The organism is Pseudomonas palmensis (genome assembly GCF_017848315.1).
Lineage (GTDB): Bacteria > Pseudomonadota > Gammaproteobacteria > Pseudomonadales > Pseudomonadaceae > Aquipseudomonas > Aquipseudomonas palmensis.
The window spans coordinates 1-21,671 of record NZ_JAFKEC010000067.1 but is presented as its reverse complement, the minus strand read 5'-3'; the positions used below and the strand labels follow the sequence as shown (position 1 = coordinate 21,671).

The 21,671-nt window shown below is 64.6% G+C and carries 24 protein-coding genes and 1 pseudogene; 8 read left to right on the top strand and 17 right to left on the bottom strand.

Annotation, left to right across the window (positions count from 1 at the left end; all coding sequences use genetic code 11):
• The first annotated feature begins 146 nt into the window (after positions 1–146).
• Both JZZ72_RS24350 and JZZ72_RS24345 read left to right on the top strand, forming a co-directional pair.
• Entirely contained in the window at positions 147–1,346 is a 1,200-nt protein-coding gene (locus JZZ72_RS24350) for a CaiB/BaiF CoA transferase family protein (protein ID WP_043863195.1), read from the top strand.
• Between the two features lie 8 nt (positions 1,347–1,354).
• The gene (locus JZZ72_RS24345; RefSeq protein ID WP_043863194.1) at positions 1,355–2,212 is read left to right on the top strand and encodes a TIGR02285 family protein; all 858 of its coding nucleotides are present in this window, start codon (positions 1,355–1,357) and stop codon (positions 2,210–2,212) included.
• Between the two features lie 171 nt (positions 2,213–2,383).
• Here the strand turns inward: JZZ72_RS24345 and JZZ72_RS24340 are convergent, their stop codons facing one another.
• From JZZ72_RS24340 to xerD, 6 genes are all read right to left on the bottom strand, one after another.
• Positions 2,384–2,671: a DUF3509 domain-containing protein gene (locus tag JZZ72_RS24340; RefSeq protein WP_054915027.1), complete on the bottom strand. Its 288-nt coding sequence runs from the start codon at positions 2,669–2,671 to the stop codon at positions 2,384–2,386.
• 117 nt (positions 2,672–2,788) lie between these two features.
• On the bottom strand, positions 2,789–3,187 hold the full coding sequence (locus JZZ72_RS24335; protein WP_210015293.1) for a response regulator: 399 nt from the start codon (positions 3,185–3,187) through the stop codon (positions 2,789–2,791).
• 227 nt (positions 3,188–3,414) lie between these two features.
• Positions 3,415–4,824 carry a threonine synthase gene (gene thrC, locus JZZ72_RS24330; protein ID WP_054915029.1) on the bottom strand — a complete coding sequence of 470 codons (1,410 nt, stop codon included), beginning with the start codon at positions 4,822–4,824 and terminating at the stop codon, positions 3,415–3,417.
• A gap of 27 nt (positions 4,825–4,851) precedes the next feature.
• Complete coding sequence (locus JZZ72_RS24325) at positions 4,852–6,156, bottom strand: homoserine dehydrogenase (protein ID WP_043863191.1); 1,305 nt, start codon at positions 6,154–6,156, stop codon at positions 4,852–4,854.
• An 81-nt stretch (positions 6,157–6,237) separates the two neighbouring features.
• Positions 6,238–6,975, bottom strand: a complete 738-nt coding sequence (gene dsbC / locus JZZ72_RS24320) for a bifunctional protein-disulfide isomerase/oxidoreductase DsbC (protein WP_210015292.1) — start codon at positions 6,973–6,975, stop codon at positions 6,238–6,240.
• Between the two features lie 151 nt (positions 6,976–7,126).
• Entirely contained in the window at positions 7,127–8,023 is an 897-nt protein-coding gene (gene xerD / locus JZZ72_RS24315; RefSeq protein WP_054915031.1) for a site-specific tyrosine recombinase XerD, read from the bottom strand.
• Between the two features lie 68 nt (positions 8,024–8,091).
• On the opposite strand from xerD, the gene JZZ72_RS24310 reads away from it, so the two are divergent.
• On the top strand, positions 8,092–9,894 hold the full coding sequence (locus tag JZZ72_RS24310; RefSeq protein WP_210015291.1) for a cation:proton antiporter: 1,803 nt from the start codon (positions 8,092–8,094) through the stop codon (positions 9,892–9,894).
• A gap of 21 nt (positions 9,895–9,915) precedes the next feature.
• Here the strand turns inward: JZZ72_RS24310 and JZZ72_RS24305 are convergent, their stop codons facing one another.
• The 6 genes from JZZ72_RS24305 to ffh all read right to left on the bottom strand — a co-directional run bounded on the left by JZZ72_RS24305 (position 9,916) and on the right by ffh (position 13,976).
• Positions 9,916–10,323: an acyl-CoA thioesterase gene (locus tag JZZ72_RS24305; protein ID WP_043863187.1), complete on the bottom strand. Its 408-nt coding sequence runs from the start codon at positions 10,321–10,323 to the stop codon at positions 9,916–9,918.
• A gap of 96 nt (positions 10,324–10,419) precedes the next feature.
• Complete coding sequence (gene rplS, locus JZZ72_RS24300) at positions 10,420–10,770, bottom strand: 50S ribosomal protein L19 (RefSeq protein ID WP_043863186.1); 351 nt, start codon at positions 10,768–10,770, stop codon at positions 10,420–10,422.
• Positions 10,771–10,812: 42 nt separating this feature from the next.
• Positions 10,813–11,565, bottom strand: a complete 753-nt coding sequence (gene trmD, locus JZZ72_RS24295) for a tRNA (guanosine(37)-N1)-methyltransferase TrmD (RefSeq protein WP_043863185.1) — start codon at positions 11,563–11,565, stop codon at positions 10,813–10,815.
• 3 nt (positions 11,566–11,568) lie between these two features.
• A complete protein-coding gene (gene rimM / locus JZZ72_RS24290) occupies positions 11,569–12,105 on the bottom strand; it encodes a ribosome maturation factor RimM (RefSeq protein WP_043863184.1) in 537 nt (178 codons plus the stop codon).
• Between the two features lie 5 nt (positions 12,106–12,110).
• Complete coding sequence (gene rpsP, locus JZZ72_RS24285) at positions 12,111–12,362, bottom strand: 30S ribosomal protein S16 (protein ID WP_028942918.1); 252 nt, start codon at positions 12,360–12,362, stop codon at positions 12,111–12,113.
• A gap of 237 nt (positions 12,363–12,599) precedes the next feature.
• The gene (gene ffh, locus JZZ72_RS24280; RefSeq protein WP_043863183.1) at positions 12,600–13,976 is read right to left on the bottom strand and encodes a signal recognition particle protein; all 1,377 of its coding nucleotides are present in this window, start codon (positions 13,974–13,976) and stop codon (positions 12,600–12,602) included.
• Positions 13,977–14,172: 196 nt separating this feature from the next.
• On the opposite strand from ffh, the gene JZZ72_RS24275 reads away from it, so the two are divergent.
• The 3 genes from JZZ72_RS24275 to JZZ72_RS24265 all read left to right on the top strand — a co-directional run bounded on the left by JZZ72_RS24275 (position 14,173) and on the right by JZZ72_RS24265 (position 17,579).
• Positions 14,173–14,985, top strand: a complete 813-nt coding sequence (locus tag JZZ72_RS24275) for a cytochrome C assembly family protein (protein ID WP_408004352.1) — start codon at positions 14,173–14,175, stop codon at positions 14,983–14,985.
• Positions 14,986–14,995: 10 nt separating this feature from the next.
• A complete protein-coding gene (locus JZZ72_RS24270) occupies positions 14,996–16,195 on the top strand; it encodes a transporter associated domain-containing protein (RefSeq protein WP_210015289.1) in 1,200 nt (399 codons plus the stop codon).
• 73 nt (positions 16,196–16,268) lie between these two features.
• Complete coding sequence (locus JZZ72_RS24265; protein ID WP_043863180.1) at positions 16,269–17,579, top strand: MFS transporter; 1,311 nt, start codon at positions 16,269–16,271, stop codon at positions 17,577–17,579.
• Between the two features lie 101 nt (positions 17,580–17,680).
• Here the strand turns inward: JZZ72_RS24265 and purT are convergent, their stop codons facing one another.
• The 5 genes from purT to JZZ72_RS24240 all read right to left on the bottom strand — a co-directional run bounded on the left by purT (position 17,681) and on the right by JZZ72_RS24240 (position 20,840).
• Entirely contained in the window at positions 17,681–18,862 is a 1,182-nt protein-coding gene (purT, locus tag JZZ72_RS24260) for a formate-dependent phosphoribosylglycinamide formyltransferase (protein WP_210015288.1), read from the bottom strand.
• A gap of 71 nt (positions 18,863–18,933) precedes the next feature.
• A complete protein-coding gene (locus JZZ72_RS24255; RefSeq protein ID WP_043863178.1) occupies positions 18,934–19,401 on the bottom strand; it encodes a VUT family protein in 468 nt (155 codons plus the stop codon).
• A gap of 62 nt (positions 19,402–19,463) precedes the next feature.
• Entirely contained in the window at positions 19,464–19,676 is a 213-nt protein-coding gene (locus tag JZZ72_RS24250) for a DUF1289 domain-containing protein (protein ID WP_043863177.1), read from the bottom strand.
• A complete protein-coding gene (locus tag JZZ72_RS24245; protein WP_210015287.1) occupies positions 19,676–20,200 on the bottom strand; it encodes a gamma carbonic anhydrase family protein in 525 nt (174 codons plus the stop codon). The genes JZZ72_RS24250 and JZZ72_RS24245 overlap by 1 nt, the downstream gene beginning before the upstream one ends.
• A gap of 40 nt (positions 20,201–20,240) precedes the next feature.
• The gene (locus JZZ72_RS24240) at positions 20,241–20,840 is read right to left on the bottom strand and encodes a CoA pyrophosphatase (protein WP_054915037.1); all 600 of its coding nucleotides are present in this window, start codon (positions 20,838–20,840) and stop codon (positions 20,241–20,243) included.
• A 131-nt stretch (positions 20,841–20,971) separates the two neighbouring features.
• On the opposite strand from JZZ72_RS24240, the gene JZZ72_RS24235 reads away from it, so the two are divergent.
• Both JZZ72_RS24235 and JZZ72_RS28475 read left to right on the top strand, forming a co-directional pair.
• On the top strand, positions 20,972–21,520 hold the full coding sequence (locus JZZ72_RS24235) for an NUDIX hydrolase (RefSeq protein ID WP_043863174.1): 549 nt from the start codon (positions 20,972–20,974) through the stop codon (positions 21,518–21,520).
• A 34-nt stretch (positions 21,521–21,554) separates the two neighbouring features.
• A pseudogene (locus tag JZZ72_RS28475) lies at positions 21,555–21,671 on the top strand (L,D-transpeptidase family protein); the annotation flags it as partial.

Here is a 21,671-nt window from a genome sequence, read left to right as displayed (position 1 = left end):
CTTCTGGTAACAGGAAAAGTCGCCCAGTCTAACCGATGCGCTGGCAATCAACGAACCGAACCGTACAATCTGCGGCCAACAGCAGTATCTGCCGCTGCCGCCCTGTGATAAAAACTAGCGCTCTGCCCTGCTGCCACGGAAGCCCCATGTCGTTGCCCACCAAACCGCTTGCCGGCCTCAAAGTCATCGAACTCGGCACCCTGATCGCCGGCCCCTTCGCCTCGCGCATCTGCGCCGAATTCGGCGCCCAGGTGGTCAAGGTCGAATCGCCCGATGGCGGCGACCCGCTGCGCAAATGGCGCAAGCTGTACGAGGGCACCTCGCTGTGGTGGTTCGTGCAGGCGCGCAACAAGCAGTCGCTCACGCTCAACCTCAAGCACCCCGAAGGCCTGGCCATTCTCAAGCAGCTGCTGGGCGAGGCCGACATCCTGATCGAGAACTTCCGCCCCGGCGTGCTGGAAAAGCTCGGCCTGGGCTGGGAGGTACTGCACGCGCTGAACCCGAAGCTGGTGATGGTACGCCTGTCCGGCTTCGGCCAGACCGGGCCGATGAAAGACCAGCCCGGCTTCGGCGCGGTCGGCGAGTCGATGGGCGGGCTGCGCTACATCACAGGTTTCGAGGACCGCCCGCCGGTACGCACCGGCATTTCCATCGGCGACTCGATTGCCGCGCTGTGGGGCGTGATCGGCGCACTGATGGCGCTGCGTCATCGCGAGGTCAACGGGGGCCAGGGCCAGGTGGTCGACGTGGCCCTGTACGAGGCCATCTTCGCGATGATGGAGAGCATGGTGCCGGAGTTCGACGTATTCGGCTTCATCCGCGAGCGCACCGGCAACATCATGCCGGGCATCACCCCCTCCTCCATCCATACCAGCGCCGATGGCAAGCATGTGCAGATCGGCGCCAATGGCGATGCGATCTTCAAACGCTTCATGCAGGCCATCGGGCGCGACGACCTGGCCGCCGACCCGGCGCTGGCCAGCAATGACGGGCGCGACCTGCGCCGCGACGAGCTGTATGCAGTGATCGACCGCTGGGCCCGCAGCGTGCCGCTGGACACCCTGATGCAGGTGCTCAACCAGGCCCAGGTGCCGGCCAGCCGCATCTACTCGGCCGAAGACATGTTCAGCGACCCGCAGTTTCTCGCCCGCGAGATGTTCCTCCAGGCCAGGCTGCCCGACGGCAAGCCGTTCAAGATGCCGGGCATCGTGCCCAAGCTGTCGGACACCCCAGGCTCCAGCGAGTGGGTGGGGCCGGCGCTGGGCGAGCACACCGCGCAGTTGCTGGGCGAGCTGGGCTATGACGCGGCGCAGATCGCCCATCTTCGCGAACAGGGCGCGGTCTGAGTCGCGCCATGTGCTGCAACCTGCACGGCGCACTGCTGGCTGTGCTGCTGAGCCTGCTGCCTGCCTCGAGCTGGGCCAAGGAAACCCTCACCTGGCTGTTGCGCGACCTGCCGCCGCTGACCGTGTTCGAGGGCCCCAAAACCGGCCAGGGCGCCATGGACCAGTTGCTGCCGCTGCTCATCGCGCAGATGCCTGAGTACCAGCACAGCATCGTGCGGGTCAACCGCGCGCGCGGCATGCAGATGCTCCAGGAGCCCTCCTTCACCTGCGACCCCACGCTGCTGCGAACCCCGGAGCGCGAGCGCTTCGTGAAGTTCTCGATACCGGCGCTGGCTGCGCAGAGCAACATGGTGATTGCCCGCCAGAGTGACCAGGCAAGCCTTGCGCCGTACCTGCACGATGGCGAAATCGACCTGGACGCCCTGCTGGCAAGCAACACGCACAAGCTCGGTGTCGTCGGCCAGCGCAGCTACAGCCCCGCCGTGGACGCGATACTGGCCAACGCCCCGCCCGCCACCATCAGCCGCCATTACGGCAACGATGCGGTGGGCAGCCTGCTGCAGATGCAGCAGCTGGGGCGCCTGAACCTGCTGCTGGCCTACTGGCCGGAAGTGCGCTACATGAACGAAAAGCAGCCGCAGCCCCAGGCCCTGACGTACTTTCCGATCAAGGGCGTGGCGCGCTACCAGCTGACCTACGTGGGTTGCTCCGACACCCCGCTGGGCCGCGAGGCCATCAGCCACCTCGACCAATTGCTGCGCAACCTGCGCCTGCAGACCCTGGCACCGCTGTATGCACAATGGCTAGAGCCCGACCAGCGCAAGACCTACCTCGATGCGGCGCGCGAGCTGCTGAGCCAGCACTGACCCCGGCACGCGCTTTTACGCAGGCAAAAAGAAACCCCGAGCGGTGGGGAGGCCGTCGGGGTTAAACGAGGGCTGCTTGGAGCCTCGCACGAACAGCCTGGCGGCATCGGAGCAAAATGCCGTTCAACTGTCCTTAAGCTGTCTGAGTACCTGTCTGGACAAAGGTTCCCGTCACGCCGCAACGATTTGCGCGCGGCCCTGGCGGGCATGTTTGAGGGCTGCGATCACGCAGGGTTGCAGGCGCCCTTCGTGGATGCGCAGGTCACGTTGGATACCGTCCACCAGGTCGATGAGCAGGCGCTGGTCATGCAGCTGGCTGGCCTTGACACTGCGCTGCAGCACGGTGTCGCCGGCAGGGTCGACCAGCTGCAGGTCGAAGTCGGCACTGGCATGCCGGGAGGTCAGCGTGACCTGATAGGGCGTCAATGCTTCACTTAGCAACAAGCTGATATTGTCCATCCATTCACCGTTCACGTTGTTGTTGAAGGGGGTCTTTCACTGACCCTCGGCACAGGCTGAAAGTTCTGCCGCGGCGCGCTGCACGTTCATCGAGCATGCCCGGTGCACATGACAGATTCATGCCACGGGCCCGGCCTCCGGGTGTTGCAGCAGCAACGGGTGCAACTGGCTGGGGCTGGCTGGCGCGGGGGTGCTGCCCAGCACCCGCAGGCCCGACAGCTCGATCAGTTCGACAACCCCCTGGAGCACGCTGCGCCTGGCGCCACTGAGGACAATCAGGGCACTGGCGAGGCCGTGCAGCGCCAGGTGCTCGACGAAGCCCATGCCATCGTGCTCGGGCGACAGCGGGTCACAGATGACGATATCCACCGGCCCCCGTCGTTCGAGCACACCGTGCGCCTGGAGGGTCGTTTCAGCCACGCGCACGTCGTAGATGCCCATGCCATTGAGCATCTGGTGCAGGTTCATCAGCCGATAGGCATGGGGCTCCAGAAGCAGAACCTTGAGTGAGCGCATGGGCGACTCCGGATTGGACGGGCGCCCACTCTAGGAAAGCCCGCGCGGGCGTCCCATAGGAAAAATCCGAAACCAGGGGGCGGCAACGTCCTCGTGTCGCCACGGTATCGACGCGTCGCGTCGGTTCGCCAGCAAGCCAGGTTCCTGCCGTGGCATGGCGGGCCGCGCAACAAAAAGCCCCGGGGCTTGCGCACCGGGGCCTGGTTCAACGCTGCATACCGCTGCCGTCAGAGCGGCTTGCCACGGTTGCCGTGCTGGCTGACGAAGGCCTGCACCGCTTTCAGGTCGTTGGGCAGTACCGTGCATTTCTCCTCGCGGGAGAACAGGTCGGTCAGGTGCGCCGGCAGCTCCAGGGCTTTGCCCACGCCCGCCTTCTCCACCGCCTCGGGGAACTTGACCGGGTGCGCGGTACCCAGCACCACCATCGGCGTGTCCAGGCTGCGACGGCACTCGCGGCCGGCCTTGACGCCAATCGCGGTGTGCGGGTCGAGCACTTCGCCGGTTTGCGCGAACACGTCGGCGATGGTCTCGCAGGTTTGCGCATCATCCACCGCCAGCGAATCGAACAGCTTGCGCGCCTCGGTCCAGCGGTCTTGCTCGACGCTGAAGCCGCCACCCTGCTTGAAGGTATCCATCAGGCCGGCAATCTCGGCGCCATTGCGACCGTGCAGGTCGAACAGCAGGCGCTCGAAGTTCGACGACACCATGATGTCCATCGACGGCGACAGGGTGGCGTGCAGGGTTTCCTTGACGTACTGGTTGCCGCTCATGAAGCGGTGCAGGATGTCGTTGCGGTTGGTTGCCACGATCAGTTGGCTGATCGGCAGGCCCATGTTGCGCGCCAGGTAACCGGCGAAGATGTCGCCGAAGTTGCCGGTAGGCACCGAGAACGCCACCGAACGCGCCGGGCCACCCAACTGCAGGGCGGCGTGGAAGTAGTACACGATCTGGGCCATGATCCGCGCCCAGTTGATCGAGTTCACGGCCACCAGGCGGGTGCCCTTGAGGAAGCCCTGGTCGGCGAAGCTGGCCTTGACCATCTCCTGGCAGTCGTCGAAGTTGCCTTCGATGGCGATGTTGTGGATGTTCTCGCCGAAGATGGTGGTCATCTGGCGGCGCTGAACTTCCGACACACGCTGGTGCGGGTGCAGGATGAAGATGTCGACGTTGTCGCAACGCCGGCAGCCTTCGATGGCAGCCGAACCGGTGTCACCGCTGGTGGCACCGATGATCACCACGCGCTCGCCGCGCTTGGCCAGCACGTGATCGAGCAGGCGGCCGAGCAGTTGCAGGGCGAAGTCCTTGAACGCCAGGGTCGGGCCGTGGAACAGCTCCAGCACCCACTCGTTGCTGTTCAGCTGACGCAGCGGGGCAACCGCGGCGTGGGCGAACTCGCCGTAGGTTTCTTCGAGGATCTTCTTGAAGTCGGCATCGGCAATGGAGCCGGTGACGAACGGGCGCATCACCCGGAAGGCCAGCTCGTGGTACGGCAGGCCGGCCCACGAGGCGATTTCTTCCTGGGTGAAGCGCGGCAGGTTTTCCGGCACGTACAGGCCGCCATCGCTGGCCAGGCCGGCCAGCAGGACATCTTCAAAATTCAGGGCCGGTGCCTTGCCGCGGGTACTGATGTAACGCATGACCTATTCCTCTAACTCAAAGACGGCTCAGTTCAGTTGTTCGACGCGGATGCGCACAACGCTGCCAACCACATCCTGCAGGGCTTCCAGGGCGGTGATCGCGTCGTCCATGCGCTGCTCGAGCACGCTGTGGGTGAGCAGGATCATCGGCACCAGGCCATCGTGCTCCTCGACTTCCTTCTGCATGATCGACTCGATATTGATGCCGCGCTCGGACAGGATGCTCGCCACCTGGGCCAGCACGCCCGGACGATCCTTGGCCTGGATGCGCAGGTAGTAGGCGCTCTCGCAGGCTTCGATCGGCAGGATCGGGTGAGCCGACAGCGAGTCGGGCTGGAAAGCCAGGTGCGGCACGCGGTTTTCCGGGTCGCTGGTCATGGCACGGACCACGTCGACCAGGTCGGCGATCACCGACGAGGCGGTCGGTTCCATGCCGGCGCCGGCGCCGTAGAACAGGGTGGAGCCTGCGGCGTCACCGTTGACCATCACCGCGTTCATCACGCCGTTGACATTGGCGATCAGGCGGTCGGCCGGAATCAGCGTCGGGTGCACGCGCAGTTCGATGCCATTGGCCGTGCTGCGGGCCACCCCCAGGTGCTTGATGCGGTAGCCCAGCGCTTCGGCGTAGTTCACGTCGGCCGTGGTCAGCTGGGTGATACCTTCGGTGTAGGCCTTGTCGAACTGCAGTGGGATACCGAAAGCGATGGACGCCAGGATGGTGAGCTTGTGCGCGGCGTCGATGCCCTCGACGTCGAACGTAGGGTCGGCCTCGGCATAGCCCAGCGCCTGGGCTTCGGCCAGCACGTCGGGGAAGGTGCGGCCCTTCTCGCGCATTTCGGTGAGGATGAAGTTGCCGGTGCCGTTGATGATACCGGCCACCCAGTTGATGCGGTTGGCCGACAGGCCTTCGCGGATCGCCTTGATCACCGGGATGCCGCCGGCCACGGCCGCTTCGAAGGCGACGATGACGCCCTTCTCGCGCGCCCTGGCGAAGATCTCGTTGCCGTGCACGGCAATCAGCGCCTTGTTGGCGGTGACCACGTGCTTGCCGTTCTCGATGGCCTTGAGCACCAGCTCGCGGGCAATGGTGTAGCCGCCAATCAGTTCAATGACGATATCGATCTCGGGGTTGCTCGCGACCTCGAACACATCAGCGGTAATGGGGGTACCGGTAATCTGGCAGTTCGGGTTTGGCGTACGCATGGCGATTTGTGCCACTTCGATTCCACGCCCGGCGCGGCGGGCAATCTCCTCGGCGTTACGCTGAAGTACATTGAAGGTACCGCCACCGACGGTCCCCAACCCACAGATGCCTACTTTGACCGGTTTCACTGTGAACTCCCCATTGAACGACCGGCCATGCGCCGGTCGAAAAAACAGCCGTCTCCCCATGGTGACGGCTCACTGATTGAATTACTTGCTTGCGGTCAATGCCAGCTTGGCCACTTGCGGCGCCGGCTGATAACCCGGGATCACCTGACCGTCCTCGAGCACGATGGCCGGCGTGCCGTTGACGCCGATCGACTGCCCCATCTGGAACTGCTTGCTGACCGGGTTCTCGCACTTGGCGGCCTTGATTTCCTTGCCGTTGACCATCTTGTCCATGGCCGCCTTGCGGTCGGTGGAACACCATACCGCCTGCAGCTGCTGGTCACCCGACGAGCCCAGGCCCTGACGCGGGAAGGCCACGTAGCGCACCTCGATGCCGCGCTTGTTCAGCTCGGGCACTTCGGCATGCAGCTTGTGGCAGTACGGGCAGGTGGTGTCGGTGAACACGGTGATGTGCGACTTGGTTTCGCCCTTGGCAGGGTAAACCACCATTTCGGAAGCCGGAATCGCATTGATGGTCTTGGCGATGGCCACGCGCTCGGCCTTTTCGGTCAGGTTGACCGGCTTGCCGTCCTGGATCTGGAACAGATAGCCCTGTACCAGGAACTGGCCGTCGGCGCTGGCGTACAGCACACGGCCGCCCTTGAGCTTGACCTCGTACAGGCCGTTGACCGGGCTGGCAGCGATGCTGTCGACCGGTATTTCCGACTCTAGCGACTGCAGCGACTTGCGAATCGCCTGCTCGGCATCGTTGGCCGCAGCCACGGCGAAGGAACTGGCCAGCGCCAGGGCGGCGGCGGCTAAAATCTGGGTCACGCGCATGAAAACTCCTGAAGGCGGACAGGGGGCCGAAAGCGGAACAGGCGTACCGAAAAACGGCCGCGATCCAGGGCCCGGGTGTAAACCGCGAAAGCGTACCACATTCGCCGCCCTGCATTGACTGCTGGCGACGCATGCAATGTGCGATCAGCGCTCAGCCGCGCGGGTGATGACGGGCATGCAGTTCCTGCAGGCGGGCGCGGGCCACATGGGTGTAGATCTGGGTGGTCGACAGGTCGCTGTGGCCCAGCAGCATCTGCACCACGCGCAGGTCGGCGCCGTGGTTGAGCAGGTGGGTGGCGAAGGCATGGCGCAGGGTGTGCGGCGACAGCGCCTTGCCGATCCCGGCCACCTGGGCCTGGTGCTTGATGCGGTGCCAGAAGGTCTGGCGGGTCATCTGCTCGCCACGCTGGCTGGGGAACAGGACATCGCTGGGGCGGCCGTTGAGCAGTTCGACGCGGCCGTCGCGCAGGTAACGTTCTACCCACACCACCGCCTCCTCCCCCATCGGCACCAGGCGCTCCTTGCTGCCCTTGCCCATCACCCGCAGCACGCCCTGGCGCAGGTTGACCTGATCGAGGGTCAGGCTCACCAGCTCGGTGACGCGCAGCCCGCAGGCATACAGCACCTCGAGCATGGCGCGGTCGCGCTGGCCGATGGCCTCGCCAAGGTCGGGAGCCTTCAACAGGGCCTCCACATCGGCCTCGGACAGCGACTTGGGCAACGGCTTGCCCAGTTGCGGCATGTCGACCTGCAGGGTCGGGTCGAGGGCGATCAGCTTCTCGCGCAGCAGGTAGCGGTAGAAGCCACGCGCGCCCGACAGGAACCGCGCCGTGGAACGGGGCTTGTAGCCCTGGTCGAGGCGCCATGCCAAGTGGTCCAGGATCAGCTCGCGACCGGCATCGGGCAACGCCATGCCCCGCTCCTGGAGCCAGCCGTTGAACAGGGCCAGGTCGCTGCGGTAGGACGCTCGGGTGTTGTCGGAAAGCCCCTTCTCCAGCCACAGGGCGTCGAGGAACTGGTCGATCAGCGGGTGGTCGATGGCGGGCATGAAGACTCGGTGGTAGGCCGTAAAAATACCGCTAGTCTTCCATAACACCGCCGGCATAGGGAGCCCGAATGAACGAACAAGAGATATTGCTGGCATTCGGCGGGATCGGTGTCGCGGCCCTGGGCTGCCAGTGGCTGGCCTGGCGGCTGAAGCTGCCGGCGATCCTGTTCCTGCTGCTCAGCGGCATAATGGCCGGGCCGATCCTGGGTTGGCTCGACCCGCAGGAAATGTTCGGCCCGCTGCTGATGCCGCTGGTGTCGCTGGCGGTGGCGCTGATCCTGTTCGAGGGCAGCCTGACCCTGCACCTGTCGCAATGGCGCGAGATCGGCACGGTGGTGCGGCGCATGGTGACCCTCGGCGCGCTGTCCACCTGGGTGGTGATCAGCGCGGCCACCCACTGGCTGCTGGGGTTCGACTGGCTGCTGGCGATCCTGTTCGGCACCCTGACCCTGGTCACCGGGCCGACCGTGATCGTGCCGATGCTGCGGGTGGTACGGCCCAAGGCGGCGGTGGCCAACATCCTGCGCTGGGAAGGCATCGTCATCGACCCGATCGGCGCCCTGCTGGCGGTGGTGGTGTACAGCTTCATCATTGCCAGCGCCGCTGGCGACGGCCTGAGCCAGAGCCTGCTGACGTTCGCCGGGGTGATCCTGTGCGGCAGCGCCTTCGGCGTGGCCGGTGGCTGGCTGCTGGGCCAGGTGATCCGCCATCAATGGCTGCCCGAGTACCTGCACAACCTGGCCTCGCTGGCAGCGGTGCTGGGGATCTTCATCGCCTCCAACCAGGTGATGCACGAGTCGGGGCTGCTGGCGGTGACCCTGATGGGCATGTGGCTGGCCAACATGAAGGGCGTGGATGTGCGCCAGATCCTGCACTTCAAGGAGAACCTCAGCGTGCTGCTGATCTCCGGCCTGTTCATTCTGCTGGCGGCGCGCCTGGACCTGAATGCCCTGCTCGGCCTGGGCCCTGCGGTGCTGGCCCTGCTGCTGGTGATTCAGCTGATTGCGCGGCCGCTGAACGTGGCGCTGTCGTCCTGGGGCTCGCAGCTCAACTGGCGCGAGCGTGCGCTGCTGGCCTGGATCGCCCCGCGCGGCATCGTGGCCGCGGCAGTATCGGCGATTTTCGCGATTCGCCTGGACGAGGCCGGGCACGCGGGGGCCTTGCTGCTGGTGCCGCTGACGTTCGCGGTGATCATCGGTACGGTGGTGCTGCAAAGCGCCACGGCGCGGCCGCTGGCGCGCCTGCTCAAGGTGGCCGAGCCTGCCCCCAGCGGGTTTCTGATCGTGGGCGCCAACGCGCCGGCCAGGGCCCTGGGCACGGCCTTGCAACAACTGGGCAGCCGGGTGCTGCTGGCCGATTCGAGCTGGGAGAACATCCGCGCGGCGCGCATGGAGGGGTTGCCGACCTATTTCGGTCACCCGGCCTCGCAGCATGCCGATGCGCACCTGGACCTTGTAGGCCTGGGGCACCTGCTGGGGCTGTCGCCGGCGGGCGAGCTCAACACCCTGGCATGCACGCGCTTTCGACATGATTTCGGGCATCAGCGCCTGTTCGTGCTGGCCAGCGGGCTGGAGCGCCAGCGCAGCGACAAGCACCGCGCCAGTGACGAACATCGCGGGCGCCTGTTTGGCAGCCAGGCGTTGACCTATGTGCAACTGGCCAACCTGTTCAACCAGGGCGCCGAGCTGTACACCACACACCTGACCGAGGCGTTTGGCTGGGCGGACTACCAGGCGTTGCATGGCGATCGCGCGACCTTGCTGTTTGCCCGCGATGCCAGTGGCTGGGTGTATGTGGTAGGGCCGGATACGGCGCTGAAGCCGGCGCCTGGGTGGACGCTGGTAGCGCTGGTCCAGCCGCAGGCAGGTTGATCGCGCGGGCTTGTTGGCCGTTCAGAAGCCGGGCAACACCGGCACCGGCCGCTTGTCTTCGTCGATGGCGACGAAGCTGAACAACCCGTGAATCGCCTTCTCGCGACTGTCGCAGCTCATGCTTTCGACAAACACCTCCACCTCGACCTTCAGGCTGGTGGTACCCACCTTCACCACCGTCCCCACCAGTTCCACGATCGAGCCGGCGGCAATCGGGTGCTTGAAGTCGATGCGGTCGGTCGACACCGTCACCAGCGGCAAGCGGCAGAAGCGCGTGGCGGCAATGAACGACACCTCGTCCATCCACGCCAGCGCGGTGCCGCCGAACAGGGTGTTGTGATGGTTGGTGGTCGAGGGGAACACCGCCTTGGTCACGCGGGTCACCGACAACTGGGTACGGCGCTGGATCTCTTGCTCTCTACTGTTCATGACATCTCTGAAACACGAATGACGGACAACAAAAAAGCAGCCCGAAGGCTGCTTTCTTTTCGCATGGCGGTCCCGTGCCCGCCGGTCAAACTAGCCTCAGGCCAGTTTTTCCTTGATGCGAGCGGCTTTGCCGGACAGGTCGCGCAGGTAGTACAGCTTGGCTTTACGCACGTCACCACGACGTTTCACGGCCAGGCTGTCGATCTGCGGGCTGTAGGTCTGGAAAGTACGCTCTACGCCAACACCGTTGGAGATTTTACGAACAGTGAAAGCACTGTTCACACCACGGTTACGCTTGGCGATAACAACACCTTCGAACGCCTGCAGACGCGAACGGTCGCCTTCCTTCACTTTCACCTGAACGACAACAGTGTCGCCTGGGGCAAAGGTCGGGATCTCTTTGGTCATCTGCTCGGCTTCGAGTTGCAGAATGATTTTGTTGGTCATGCTGTGCTCCTAAGATAGGTCGTCAGACCCACCATCGATACGTTAACTATCGTCCCGCTCTCGGAGATACTCCTCGAGCAGCTTCTTCTCTTCTCCAGAAAGTGAGCGACTTTCCAGAAGATCGACGCGTCGTTCATAGGTCCGCCCAAGGGACTGCTGTAAACGCCAGCGCCGGATGTGTGCATGGTTGCCACTGAGCAACACGTCGGGAACACGCTGATCCGCATACACCTCCGGTCGGGTGTAGTGCGGGCAATCGAGCAGACCATCGGTGAAGGAGTCTTCCTCCGCCGAGTCCGCATGCCCTAAAGCTCCGGGCAGCAGCCGCGTAACCGCATCGATCAGGACCATCGCCGGCAGCTCGCCGCCAGACAGTACATAGTCGCCAATCGACCACTCTTCATCGACATGAGCCTGAATGAACCGCTCGTCAATGCCTTCATAACGACCTGCGATGAGAATCAACGACTCTGCATTCGCCAGTTCGCGTACCGCCGACTGATTCAGCTGACGGCCTTGTGGCGACAGGTAGATCACCTTCGCCGCTTCCCCTGCCTGCTGCCTGGCCTGAACCAGCGCATCTTCCAGGGGCTTGATCTTCATCACCATGCCCGGACCACCGCCAAACGGCCGATCATCCACGGTGTGGTGGCGATCTGTGGTGTAGTCCCGCGGATTGTGGCAGGTCAGTTGCAACAACCCCTGCTTCACCGCGCGGCTGGTAATGCCGTACTCACTGATGGCCGAGAACATCTCGGGGAACAACGTAATGACTTCGACACGAAGGCTCGCCATCGTCTAGAAGTCCGCGTCCCATTCCACCCTCATTTCGCCTGCAGCCAGGTCGACCTTCAACACGCACTGCCCGGTATAGGGCAACAGGCGTTCACGATCATCCAGACTGCCCACGCAGGGCTTGACCACCATTACATCGTTCGCGCCGGTCTCCAACAGGTGATCAACCGTGCCGAACAGCTGTTCGTCCTGGTTGATGACTTTCAGACCTACCAACTGGTACCAGTAGTACTCGTCTTCGGTCAGGTCGGGCAAAAGGCTACGCGAGATGCAAATCTCGTAACCGCTCAGAAGACGGGCTTCATCGCGATCGTCGAGGCCTTTGAGCTTGGCAACCAGATCCTTTTGAGTGGATCGGCCGCTGACCAGCTCGACCTGCTTGACCACACCTTCGCGCCGGAGCGTCCAGTTGCGGTAATCCAACAGGTTTTCAATCGGATCGGTAAAGGAAAAGACCTTCACCTCGCCGCGAACGCCGTGAACCGAAAAAATCTTGCCAACAACGATCAGGTCATCAGCTTTTTCTGGCGTCGCGCTCATACTATTCAGGCAGCAGCCTTAGCAGCATCTTTCAGCAGTTTTGCAACGCGCTCGGATGGCTGTGCGCCAACGCTCAGCCAGTGAGCAACGCGATCCTGCTTAACGGACAGGCGAACTTCCTGGCCACGAGCGATAGGGTTGAAGAAACCAACCTGCTCGATGTGCGAACCGGTAACCGGGTTACGCGAGTCGGTCACGGTCAGGGTGTAGAATGGGCGCTTTTTGGAGCCGCCACGGGCAAGACGGATGGTTAGCATAGAACATCGTTCCTGTAGTCGGTGCTGCAAATCATAATGCACAGCGGGCACACGGGTGCCCGAAAGGCCGCATATTCTCAAGGAATACACGGACTTTTGCAAATGCCTTTTCACGGCGAGCGACAAGCCGCCGTGTGATCTGCGAATGAGCCGCTTCTGTATATAGAAGGCGGCACGGGTCCCGCCAGCGGCGGGGTTCCGGTCGGTGCCCCACGGGAGGCACCGGCCTGAATGTGGTTACAGCTTGGGCATGCCGCCGCCAGGCAGCATGCCGCCAAGGCCGCGCATCATCTTCGACATGCCGCCCTTGGTGGAAAACTTCTTCATCATCTTCTGCATCTGCTTGTGCTGCTTGATCAAGCGGCCGATGTCCTGCACCTGGGTGCCCGAGCCCATGGCGATGCGGCGCTTGCGCGAACCGCTGATCAACTCGGGGTCGCGGCGCTCGGCCGGGGTCATGGAGTTGATGATCGCCTCCATCTGCTTGAACTGCTTCTCTGCCGCGCCCTGGGCATTGCCCATCTGCGACAGGTTGACGCCGCCGATGCTCGGCATCTTGTCCATCAGGCCGCTCAGGCCGCCCATGTTCTTCATCTGCTGCAGCTGGTCGCGGAAGTCCTCGAGATCGAAGCCCTTGCCCTTCTTCAGCTTCTTGGCCAGCTTGTCGGCCTTTTCCTTGTCCAGGGTCTGCTCGGCCTGCTCGATCAGGCTGAGCACGTCGCCCATGCCCAGGATCCGCGAGGCAATGCGGTCCGGGTGGAACGGTTCGAGCGCTTCGCTCTTCTCGCCCATGCCGATGAACTTGATCGGCTTGCCGGTGATCGCGCGTACCGACAGCGCGGCACCGCCACGGGCATCACCGTCGACCTTGGTCAGGATCACGCCGGTCAGCGGCAGCGCCTCGCCAAACGCCTTGGCGGTGTTGGCGGCGTCCTGGCCGGTCATGGCATCGACCACGAACAGGGTCTCGATCGGCTTGACCGCAGCGTGCAGCTGCTTGATCTCGCCCATCATCTCGGCATCGATGTGCAGACGCCCGGCGGTGTCGACGATGACCACGTCGATGAACTTGAGCTTGGCTTCGCGAATCGCCGCCTCGGCGATGGCCACCGGCTTCTGGGTGATGTCCGACGGGAAGAAGGTCACGCCGATGTCGTTGGCCAGGGTTTCGAGCTGCTTGATGGCCGCCGGACGGTACACGTCGGCCGACACCACCATCACGCTCTTCTTCTTGCGCTCCTTGAGAAAGCGCGCCAGCTTGCCGGCGGTGGTGGTCTTGCCCGCACCCTGCAGGCCGGCCATCAGCACCACGGCAGGCGGCGCGCTGTTGAGCGCGAGGTCTTCGTTGGCCGCGCCCATCAGCTCTTCGAGTTCGGCCTGGACGATCTTCACGAACGCCTGGCCAGGCGTCAGGCTGCGCGACACCTCGGTGCCGACCGCGCGCTCCTTGACCTTGTTGACGAAATCCTTGACCACCGGCAGGGCGACGTCGGCCTCGAGCAACGCCATGCGCACTTCGCGCAGGGTGTCTTTAATATTGTCCTCGGTGAGCTTGGCTTTACCGGTGACATGGCGCAGCGTCTGTGACAGACGGTCGGTCAGGTTTTCAAACATGGGGATCCTTTCAGGCTCTGTAGAACCGAGGTTTATCAGCTGCCCCTGGCGCATTCGGCCAGCCTTGGGCAAGGGCAGGCCGGCGATTATAGCGAAGACTCGCGCACGCGCACACCATGGCGTCGGCCACCAGTCTTCCTTGGCAGGCGCGTTGTATGCCAAACTCAGGGCCTTTCGGGCTTGCCTAACAGGACTTATGCTCCCCTTGTCACCCAGCTTGCTACCCAATCTGATCGCCGCCTGCCTGTACGCCGCCGCGATTTTCTATCAAGGCACCCGCCTGGCCCGAGGCACCAAGGCCGACAAGCGGCTGCTCGGAATGCTCGGCGCCTTCGCCGTGGTCGCTCAGGGCACCGCGTTGTGCTGGCAGCTGCTCACGCCGCTGGGCCTGAGCCTGGACTTCTTCAGCGCCGCCAGCCTGATCGCCACCGCAGTGATTGCCCTGACCCTGGTCGCCACCCTGCGCATCCCGGTGGAGAACCTGTTGCTGCTGCTGTTCCCGCTGGGCCTGCTGACCGCGCTGATGGCGCAGTTCGCGCCCTCGGGCACGGTGCCGCTGGTCAACGAGGAGCCCGGCATCCTGGCGCATATCCTGCTATCGATCCTGACCTACGGGCTGTTCACCATCGCGGTGTTCCAGGCCTTGCTGCTGCTGGTGCAGGATTACCAGCTCAAGCACAAGCACCCCTCGGGCCTGATCCGCAACTTCCCGCCGCTGCAGACCATGGAGAGCCTGCTGTTCGGCTTCCTGTGGGCCGGCTGGGCGCTGTTGTCGCTGTCGCTGATCTCCGGCTGGCTGTTCCTGGACAACCTGTTCGCCCAGCACCTGGTGCACAAGACCCTGCTCGCCTGCGTGGCCTGGATCGTCTTCGGCGTCCTGCTGTGGGGCCGCACCCGTCTGGGCTGGCGCGGTCACAAGGCGATCCGCTGGACCCTGGCCGGTTTCTGCCTGCTGATGCTGGCGTATTTCGGCAGCAAGCTGGTACGCGAATTCATTCTGCATATCTGACAGGCGACCTATGAACACTCTGCCGTTAGGCCCACAGGTCGCGGTACTGGCACTGACCCTGGTGTGGTCGGCGCTGTTCAGCGCAGTGGATGCCGCCCAGCAGCAACAGGGCGGCACCCGCCGCAATGGCCCCAGAAGCGAACGTGCACTGATGCTGGGCGCCACCCTGGGCAAGCTGCTGGTGTTCGCCCTGGCCTCGCTGCTGGGCTTTGCCCATGCCGGCGAGCGCGGCTTCTGGCTGGCCTGCGCGGCAGCGGCACTGGCCGTGCTGGTGCTCACCGACTACCTCCCCCGCCAGCTGGCCCGACGCTACCCCGACGCCCTGCTGGGCCTGGGCGAGAGCCTGCTCAAGGTGCCGCTCATGCTGCTGCAGCCACTGGCCTGGCTGCTCGATGGCGTTGCACGCCTGTTGCTGCGCCCCTTCGCGGGCAAGGTCACGGCTGTCACCCAGCATGACAATCGCCACGACACCCCCGGTGCCTCCGGTACGCCGGACGAGGAACATGCCCAGCACAGGAGCGACCTGCTCGGCAGCCTTCAGGCGCTGGACAAGGTGACGGTCAACGACATCCTGGTGCCGCGCAACGATGTCGACGGGATCAACCTCGACGAGCCGATCGAAAAGATCATCGAGCAACTGATCGTCAGCCGTCACACCCGCCTGCCGGTGTTCCACAGTGATATCAACCAGGTCGAGGCGATCCTCAACACGCGTCAGATCAGCCACCTGCTGCCCAAGGCCGAGCTGACCCTGGCCAACCTGCTGGCGGCGTGCTACGAGCCATACTTCGTGCCCGAAAGCACCCCGCTGCAGTTGCAGCTGCTGAACTTTCACAAACAGCAGCGGCGCCTGGGCGTGGTGGTGGACGAATATGGCGAAGTGCAGGGCATCGTCACCCTGGAAGACATTCTTGAAGAGATCGTGGGCGAGTTCGAGGAAGAGCACAGCCTGGACAACCCGCACATTCACCCGCAGCCCGATGGGCGCTACGTGATCGAGGGCAACATTTCGATCCGCGAGCTCAACCGCAGCCTGGGCTGGCACCTGCCCAGCGACGGCCCGAAAACCCTGAACGGCCTGGTGACCGAGGCGCTGGAAAGCATCCCTGCCAGCGCGGTGTGCCTGAAAATGGGCCGTTATCGCATGGAAATCCTCGAAACCGAGGACAATTGCGCCAGCCGCATACTGGTCTGGACCGTTTCCCGCTAGCTATACTCGAGCCCGCCGGCGCTTGCCCGCGGCAGGTGCCGGAGCCTTCGCAGCACTCGACAGGGAAACGTTCATGACGACCAGCAGCACCTATAACAACAACGATGAAACCGCAGCGCCCCCAGTCAACTCGCCCGCCCGGGTAGCCACGGCCAGCTTCATCGGCACCGCCATCGAGTTCTACGACTTCTACGTATACGCCACGGCAGCGGCCCTGGTGATCGGCCCGGTGTTCTTCCCGCAGACCTCGGGCACCGCGCAGATGCTCTCGGCCTTCCTCACCTTCGGCATCGCGTTTCTGGCGCGCCCGCTGGGTTCGGCGCTGTTCGGCCATTTTGGCGACCGCATCGGCCGCAAGTCGACGCTGGTGGCCTCGCTGCTGCTGATGGGCATCTGCACCACGCTGATCGGCGTGCTGCCGGGTTACGACAGCATTGGCGCCTGGGCGCCGATCCTGCTGTGCCTGCTGCGCTTCGGCCAGGGCCTGGGGCTGGGCGGCGAATGGGGCGGTGCAGCGCTGCTGGCCACCGAGAACGCGCCCAAGGGCAAGCGGGCGTGGTTCGGCATGTTCCCGCAGCTGGGCCCTTCGATCGGCTTTCTGGCGGCCAACGGCCTGTTCCTGACCCTGGCCATGACCCTTTCCGACGAGCAGTTCCGCAGCTGGGGCTGGCGCATTCCGTTCCTGCTCAGCGCCGCGCTGGTGATCGTGGGGCTGTATGTGCGGCTCAAGCTCGAGGAGTCGCCGGTGTTCGCCAAGGCCGTGGCGCGCCACGAGCGGGTGAAGATGCCGGTGGTCGAGCTGTTCGCACAGTACTGGGCGCCGACCCTGCTGGGCGCGGCGGCGATGGTGGTGTGCTACGCGCTGTTCTACATCTCGACGGTGTTCTCGCTGAGCTACGGGGTATCGACCCTTGGCTACAGCCGCGAGACCTTTCTGGCACTGCTGTGCTTTGCGGTGGTGTTCATGGCCCTGGCCACGCCGCTGTCGGCCTGGCTGAGCGACCGGTACGGACGCAAGCCGGTGCTGATCGTGGGTGGGGTGCTGGCCATCCTGTCGGGGTTCACCATGGAGCCGCTGCTGACGTCGGGGTCGACCGCGGGCGTGGCGCTGTTTCTGGCCATCGAACTGTTTCTGATGGGGGTGACGTTCGCGCCGATGGGGGCGCTGCTGCCTGAGCTGTTCCCCACGCACGTGCGCTATACCGGGGCCTCGGCGGCGTACAACCTGGGCGGGATCGTCGGGGCCTCGGCGGCGCCGTTCTTTGCACAGAAGCTGGTGGCCATGGGCGGCCTGAGCTGGGTGGGCGGGTATGTGTCGGCGGCAGCAGTACTGAGCCTGATTGCAGTGCTGTGCCTGAAAGAGACCCGGCATACGGAACTCTGAAGACAGGCTGCTGTGCAGCTATCGCGGGTCAGGCCCGCTCCCACAGGCATCATCACTGCCCCTGTGGGAGCGGGCCTGGCCCGCGATGAAGTATCGAAGCCTTACAGCTCTACGCTGACTGCCTGCGAAGCCCGGGTCGCCTTGGCCCGCGCGGCTTCGATCGACTCGTCACGCGCCAGGCACACGCCCATGCGCCGCTGGCCATTCACTTCTGGCTTGCCGAACAGGCGCAGCGCCGTGTCCGGCTCGCTCAGCGCCGCGCCGAGGTTGGCGAAGGCGGTCTGCTGCGAAGTGCCTTCCACCAGAATCACTGCCGAAGCCGACGGCCCGAACTGGCGAATCAGCGGAATCGGCAGGCCCAGGATCGCCCGCGCATGCAGCGCGAACTGCGAAAGGTCCTGGGAAATCAGGGTCACCAGGCCAGTGTCGTGCGGGCGCGGCGAGACTTCGCTGAACCACACCTGGTCGCCCTTGACGAACAGCTCCACGCCGAACATGCCGCGACCACCCAGGGCCTCGGTCACCGCACGCGCCACGCGCTCGGACTCGGCCAGCGCCTTGGGGCTCATCGCCTGCGGCTGCCACGACTCCTGATAATCGCCCTTCTCCTGGCGATGCCCGACCGGCGCGCAGAAGGTGGTGCCGCCCACATGGCGCACGGTGAGCAGGGTGATCTCGTACTCGAAGTCGATGAAGCCCTCGATGATGACCCGGCCCTTGCCGGCACGCCCGCCTTCCTGGGCATAGTCCCAGGCAGCCTGCACGTCATCGACGCCCTTGAGCAGGCTCTGGCCCTTGCCCGACGAGCTCATCACCGGCTTGACCACACACGGGAAGCCGAGGTCTTCGACGGCCTTGCGGTAGTCTTCGAAGGTGTCGGCAAAGTGGTAAGGCGAGGTTGGCAGGTCCAGCTCCTCGGCGGCCAGGCGGCGGATGCCCTCGCGGTTCATGGTCAGTTGCGCGGCGCGTGCGGTCGGCACCACGGTAAAGCCTTCGGCTTCCAGCTCAACCAGGGTGGCGGTGGCGATGGCTTCGATTTCCGGCACGATGTAGTGCGGCTGCTCGGCCTCGATCACTGTGCGCAGGGCGGCGCCATCGAGCATGTTGATCACGTGGCTGCGGTGCGCCACCTGCATGGCCGGGGCATCGGCGTAACGGTCCACGGCAATCACTTCAACGCCCAGGCGTTGCAGCTCGATCACCACTTCCTTGCCCAGTTCGCCACAGCCACACAGCAGTACTCGGGTCGCGGTCGGCGACAAGGGGGTTCCGATACGGGTCATCTCAGGTCCTCAGAGGGAAGGAATCCAGGGCCGCCCCAGCACGGTGCAACCCGGTGAAAAGAAGCGCCATTTTACATGGCGCAGGCGTTCTTGCGTGCGCGCCAGGCCATCGCCAGCCACACCACCGTCACCCCGGCGAACTTGGAGCCCAGCGCGGTACCGACCACGGCCGGGGTCAGTGCGCCGATCATGCCGAAGAAGATGAAGGTATCCAGCGGGATGCTCAGCGCCGAGCTGAGCCACAGGCGGTCATGCAACGGGCGCTTGGTGATGCTGAACACCAGCCAGTCGATCAGCTCCGATACCGCGAACGCGGTGGCGCTGGCCAGGGCAATGGCAGGCTCGGAGGTGATATAGGACAGCACCAGGGCGCCAAGCATGGCCAGCAGGGCGCCGTGGCCGAAGCGGGTCTGCACCATGTCGCGCAGGATGAACACCAGCCCGCCCCAGGCGGACCAGATGACGTCCAGGTGCGGGGCACTGGAGAACGCGTAGTTGATCAGCACCACGCTGGCGATATAAGCAATCAGAAAGAACATAGAAACACCGGTTGGCAAGCCGTACAGGGTACTTGAGTGCCCCCGCACGGCCAAGCCCGGGATCAGCCGGCGGCCTTGCCCACCGTCATCACCAGCCCCGCCGCCACGGCGCGCTCATGGCACAGCACCAGCACCTGGCGTCGTTCGTCGTTGGCCATGCGGCCCCAGCGCGTGATCTCGCTGGCGGTGCGCTGGCAGCCGGTGCAGATATCCTGCTCGTCCAGCGCGCAGATATGCACGCAAGGCGAGGCCACCGGTCGTTCAGGGCTGCTCATCAGTCCTCCTGGGGTACAAGGTCACGGGCATAGCGCTGGGCGTTGTGCACATAGTGGGCAGCGCTGGCCTCGAGCAGTTGCTGCTGCGCCGGGGTCAGTTCGCGCACCACCTTGCCCGGCGAGCCGACCACCAGCGAACCATCGGGAATCTCGCGCCCCTCGGGCACCAGCGCATTGGCGCCGATGATGCAGTGCTTGCCGATGCGCGCACCATTGAGGATCACCGCACCGATGCCCACCAGGCTGTAGTCGCCGACCGTGCAGCCATGCAGCATGGCGTTGTGGCCGACCGTCACGCCCTTGCCCAGGGTCAGTGGCCAGCCCATGTCGGTGTGCATCACCGTACCGTCCTGCACGTTGCTGTTCTCGCCGATGTCGATCAGCTCGTTGTCGCCGCGCAGCACCGCGCCGAACCAGACGTTGGCCCCCGCCTGCAGGCGTACCTTGCCGATCAGCGTGGCGGTGGGCGCTACCCAGCTCTGTGGGTGGGCTTCGACGCGCAGGTCGCCCAGACGGTATTTCATGCGTGGTTCCTCACGGTGGGAAGGCGGCGGGTGGGCCCGCTCATCTTGTAGGGGTGCGCTCAGGCGGATGGTGCAGGCTGATGCGCGCATCGTAAAGCAGGTTGACCAGCTCGACGATCATGATCGCCGACAGGCCCCAGATCTTGTACTCGCCGAAACGGTAGCTGGGCACGTACCAGCTGCGGCCCTGGTAGTCGATGCGGTGGGTATGGTCGCGCGGGTCCTGGCGGAAGAACTCCAGCGGCACGCTGAACACCGCGGCAATCTCGGCATCGTTGGCGCGGTACTCGACATAGTCGGGAATCAGCCCGACAAACGGCGTGACCTTCAGCCCGTGCAACGAAACCAGCGGGCTCAGCGGGCCGATGACTTCGACCAGCCCAGGCGGCAGGCCGATTTCCTCCTCGGCCTCGCGCAGCGCGGTGAACACCAGGTCCGGGTCTTCGGGGTCTCGCCGCCCGCCGGGGAAGGCCACTTCGCCGCCATGGGTCGAGAGCCCCTTGGCGCGCAGGGTCAGCACCAGTTCGGGCGACTCGCTGCGGGTGATGGGCAATAACACGGCAGCCTCGGGGAACCGACGATCGGTCTCCAGGGTGCCCGGCGTGTGATTGCTCATTCGGCGAAGTAACTCGTCCAGCATGGTCTCTCTCGTTCTGTCGGGTCTCTGCATGATGCACCAAAGGCGCAGCCCGCCCAAGCCCCCGCGACAATCGCGCTTGCGGGCCTGCGCGCACTGGCGCGAAGATAGGCGCAGCCACCAGGAAGATAAGCATGAATTACTGCAGTGCGTGCGGCAAACCGGTCACTCATCGCATCCCCGACGGCGACAACCGCCTGCGTCATGTCTGCGATCATTGCCATACCATCCATTACCAGAACCCCAATATCGTCGCCGGCGTGCTGCCCAGCCATGGCAGCCAGGTGCTGCTGTGCCGACGCGCCATCGAGCCGCGACGTGGCTACTGGACCCTGCCGGCCGGCTTCATGGAAAACGGCGAGACCATGGAGCACGCCGCCCGCCGCGAGGCCGACGAGGAAGCCTGCGCGCGCCTGGGGCCGATGGCCCTGTACCAGCTGTTCGACCTGCCGCACATCAACCAGGTGCACGTGTTCTACCGCGCCGAGCTGGCCGACCTGGCATTTGCGGTGGGCGTCGAGAGCCTGGAAGTGCGCCTGTTCGAGGAAAGCGAGATCCCCTGGGACGAGCTGGCTTTCAGGACCGTGAGTCGTGCCCTAGAATGCTACTATCTCGACCGCCAGGGGCAGCACTACCCGGTACGCACCGAATGCCTGTCCCCGCGGGTCGAACCGCTCACTTGAACCCATACGTCGCCACTTTCAGGGATACCGTTTCATGCGCTGGTTGCTTGCCCTCTTCTGCCTCGGTGTGGCGTCGGTGTCCCAGGCGGCGTTTACCGAAACCATTGTGCGAAAACCGCTTGGCCAGGTGACGCCCTCGACCCCAGCGCCC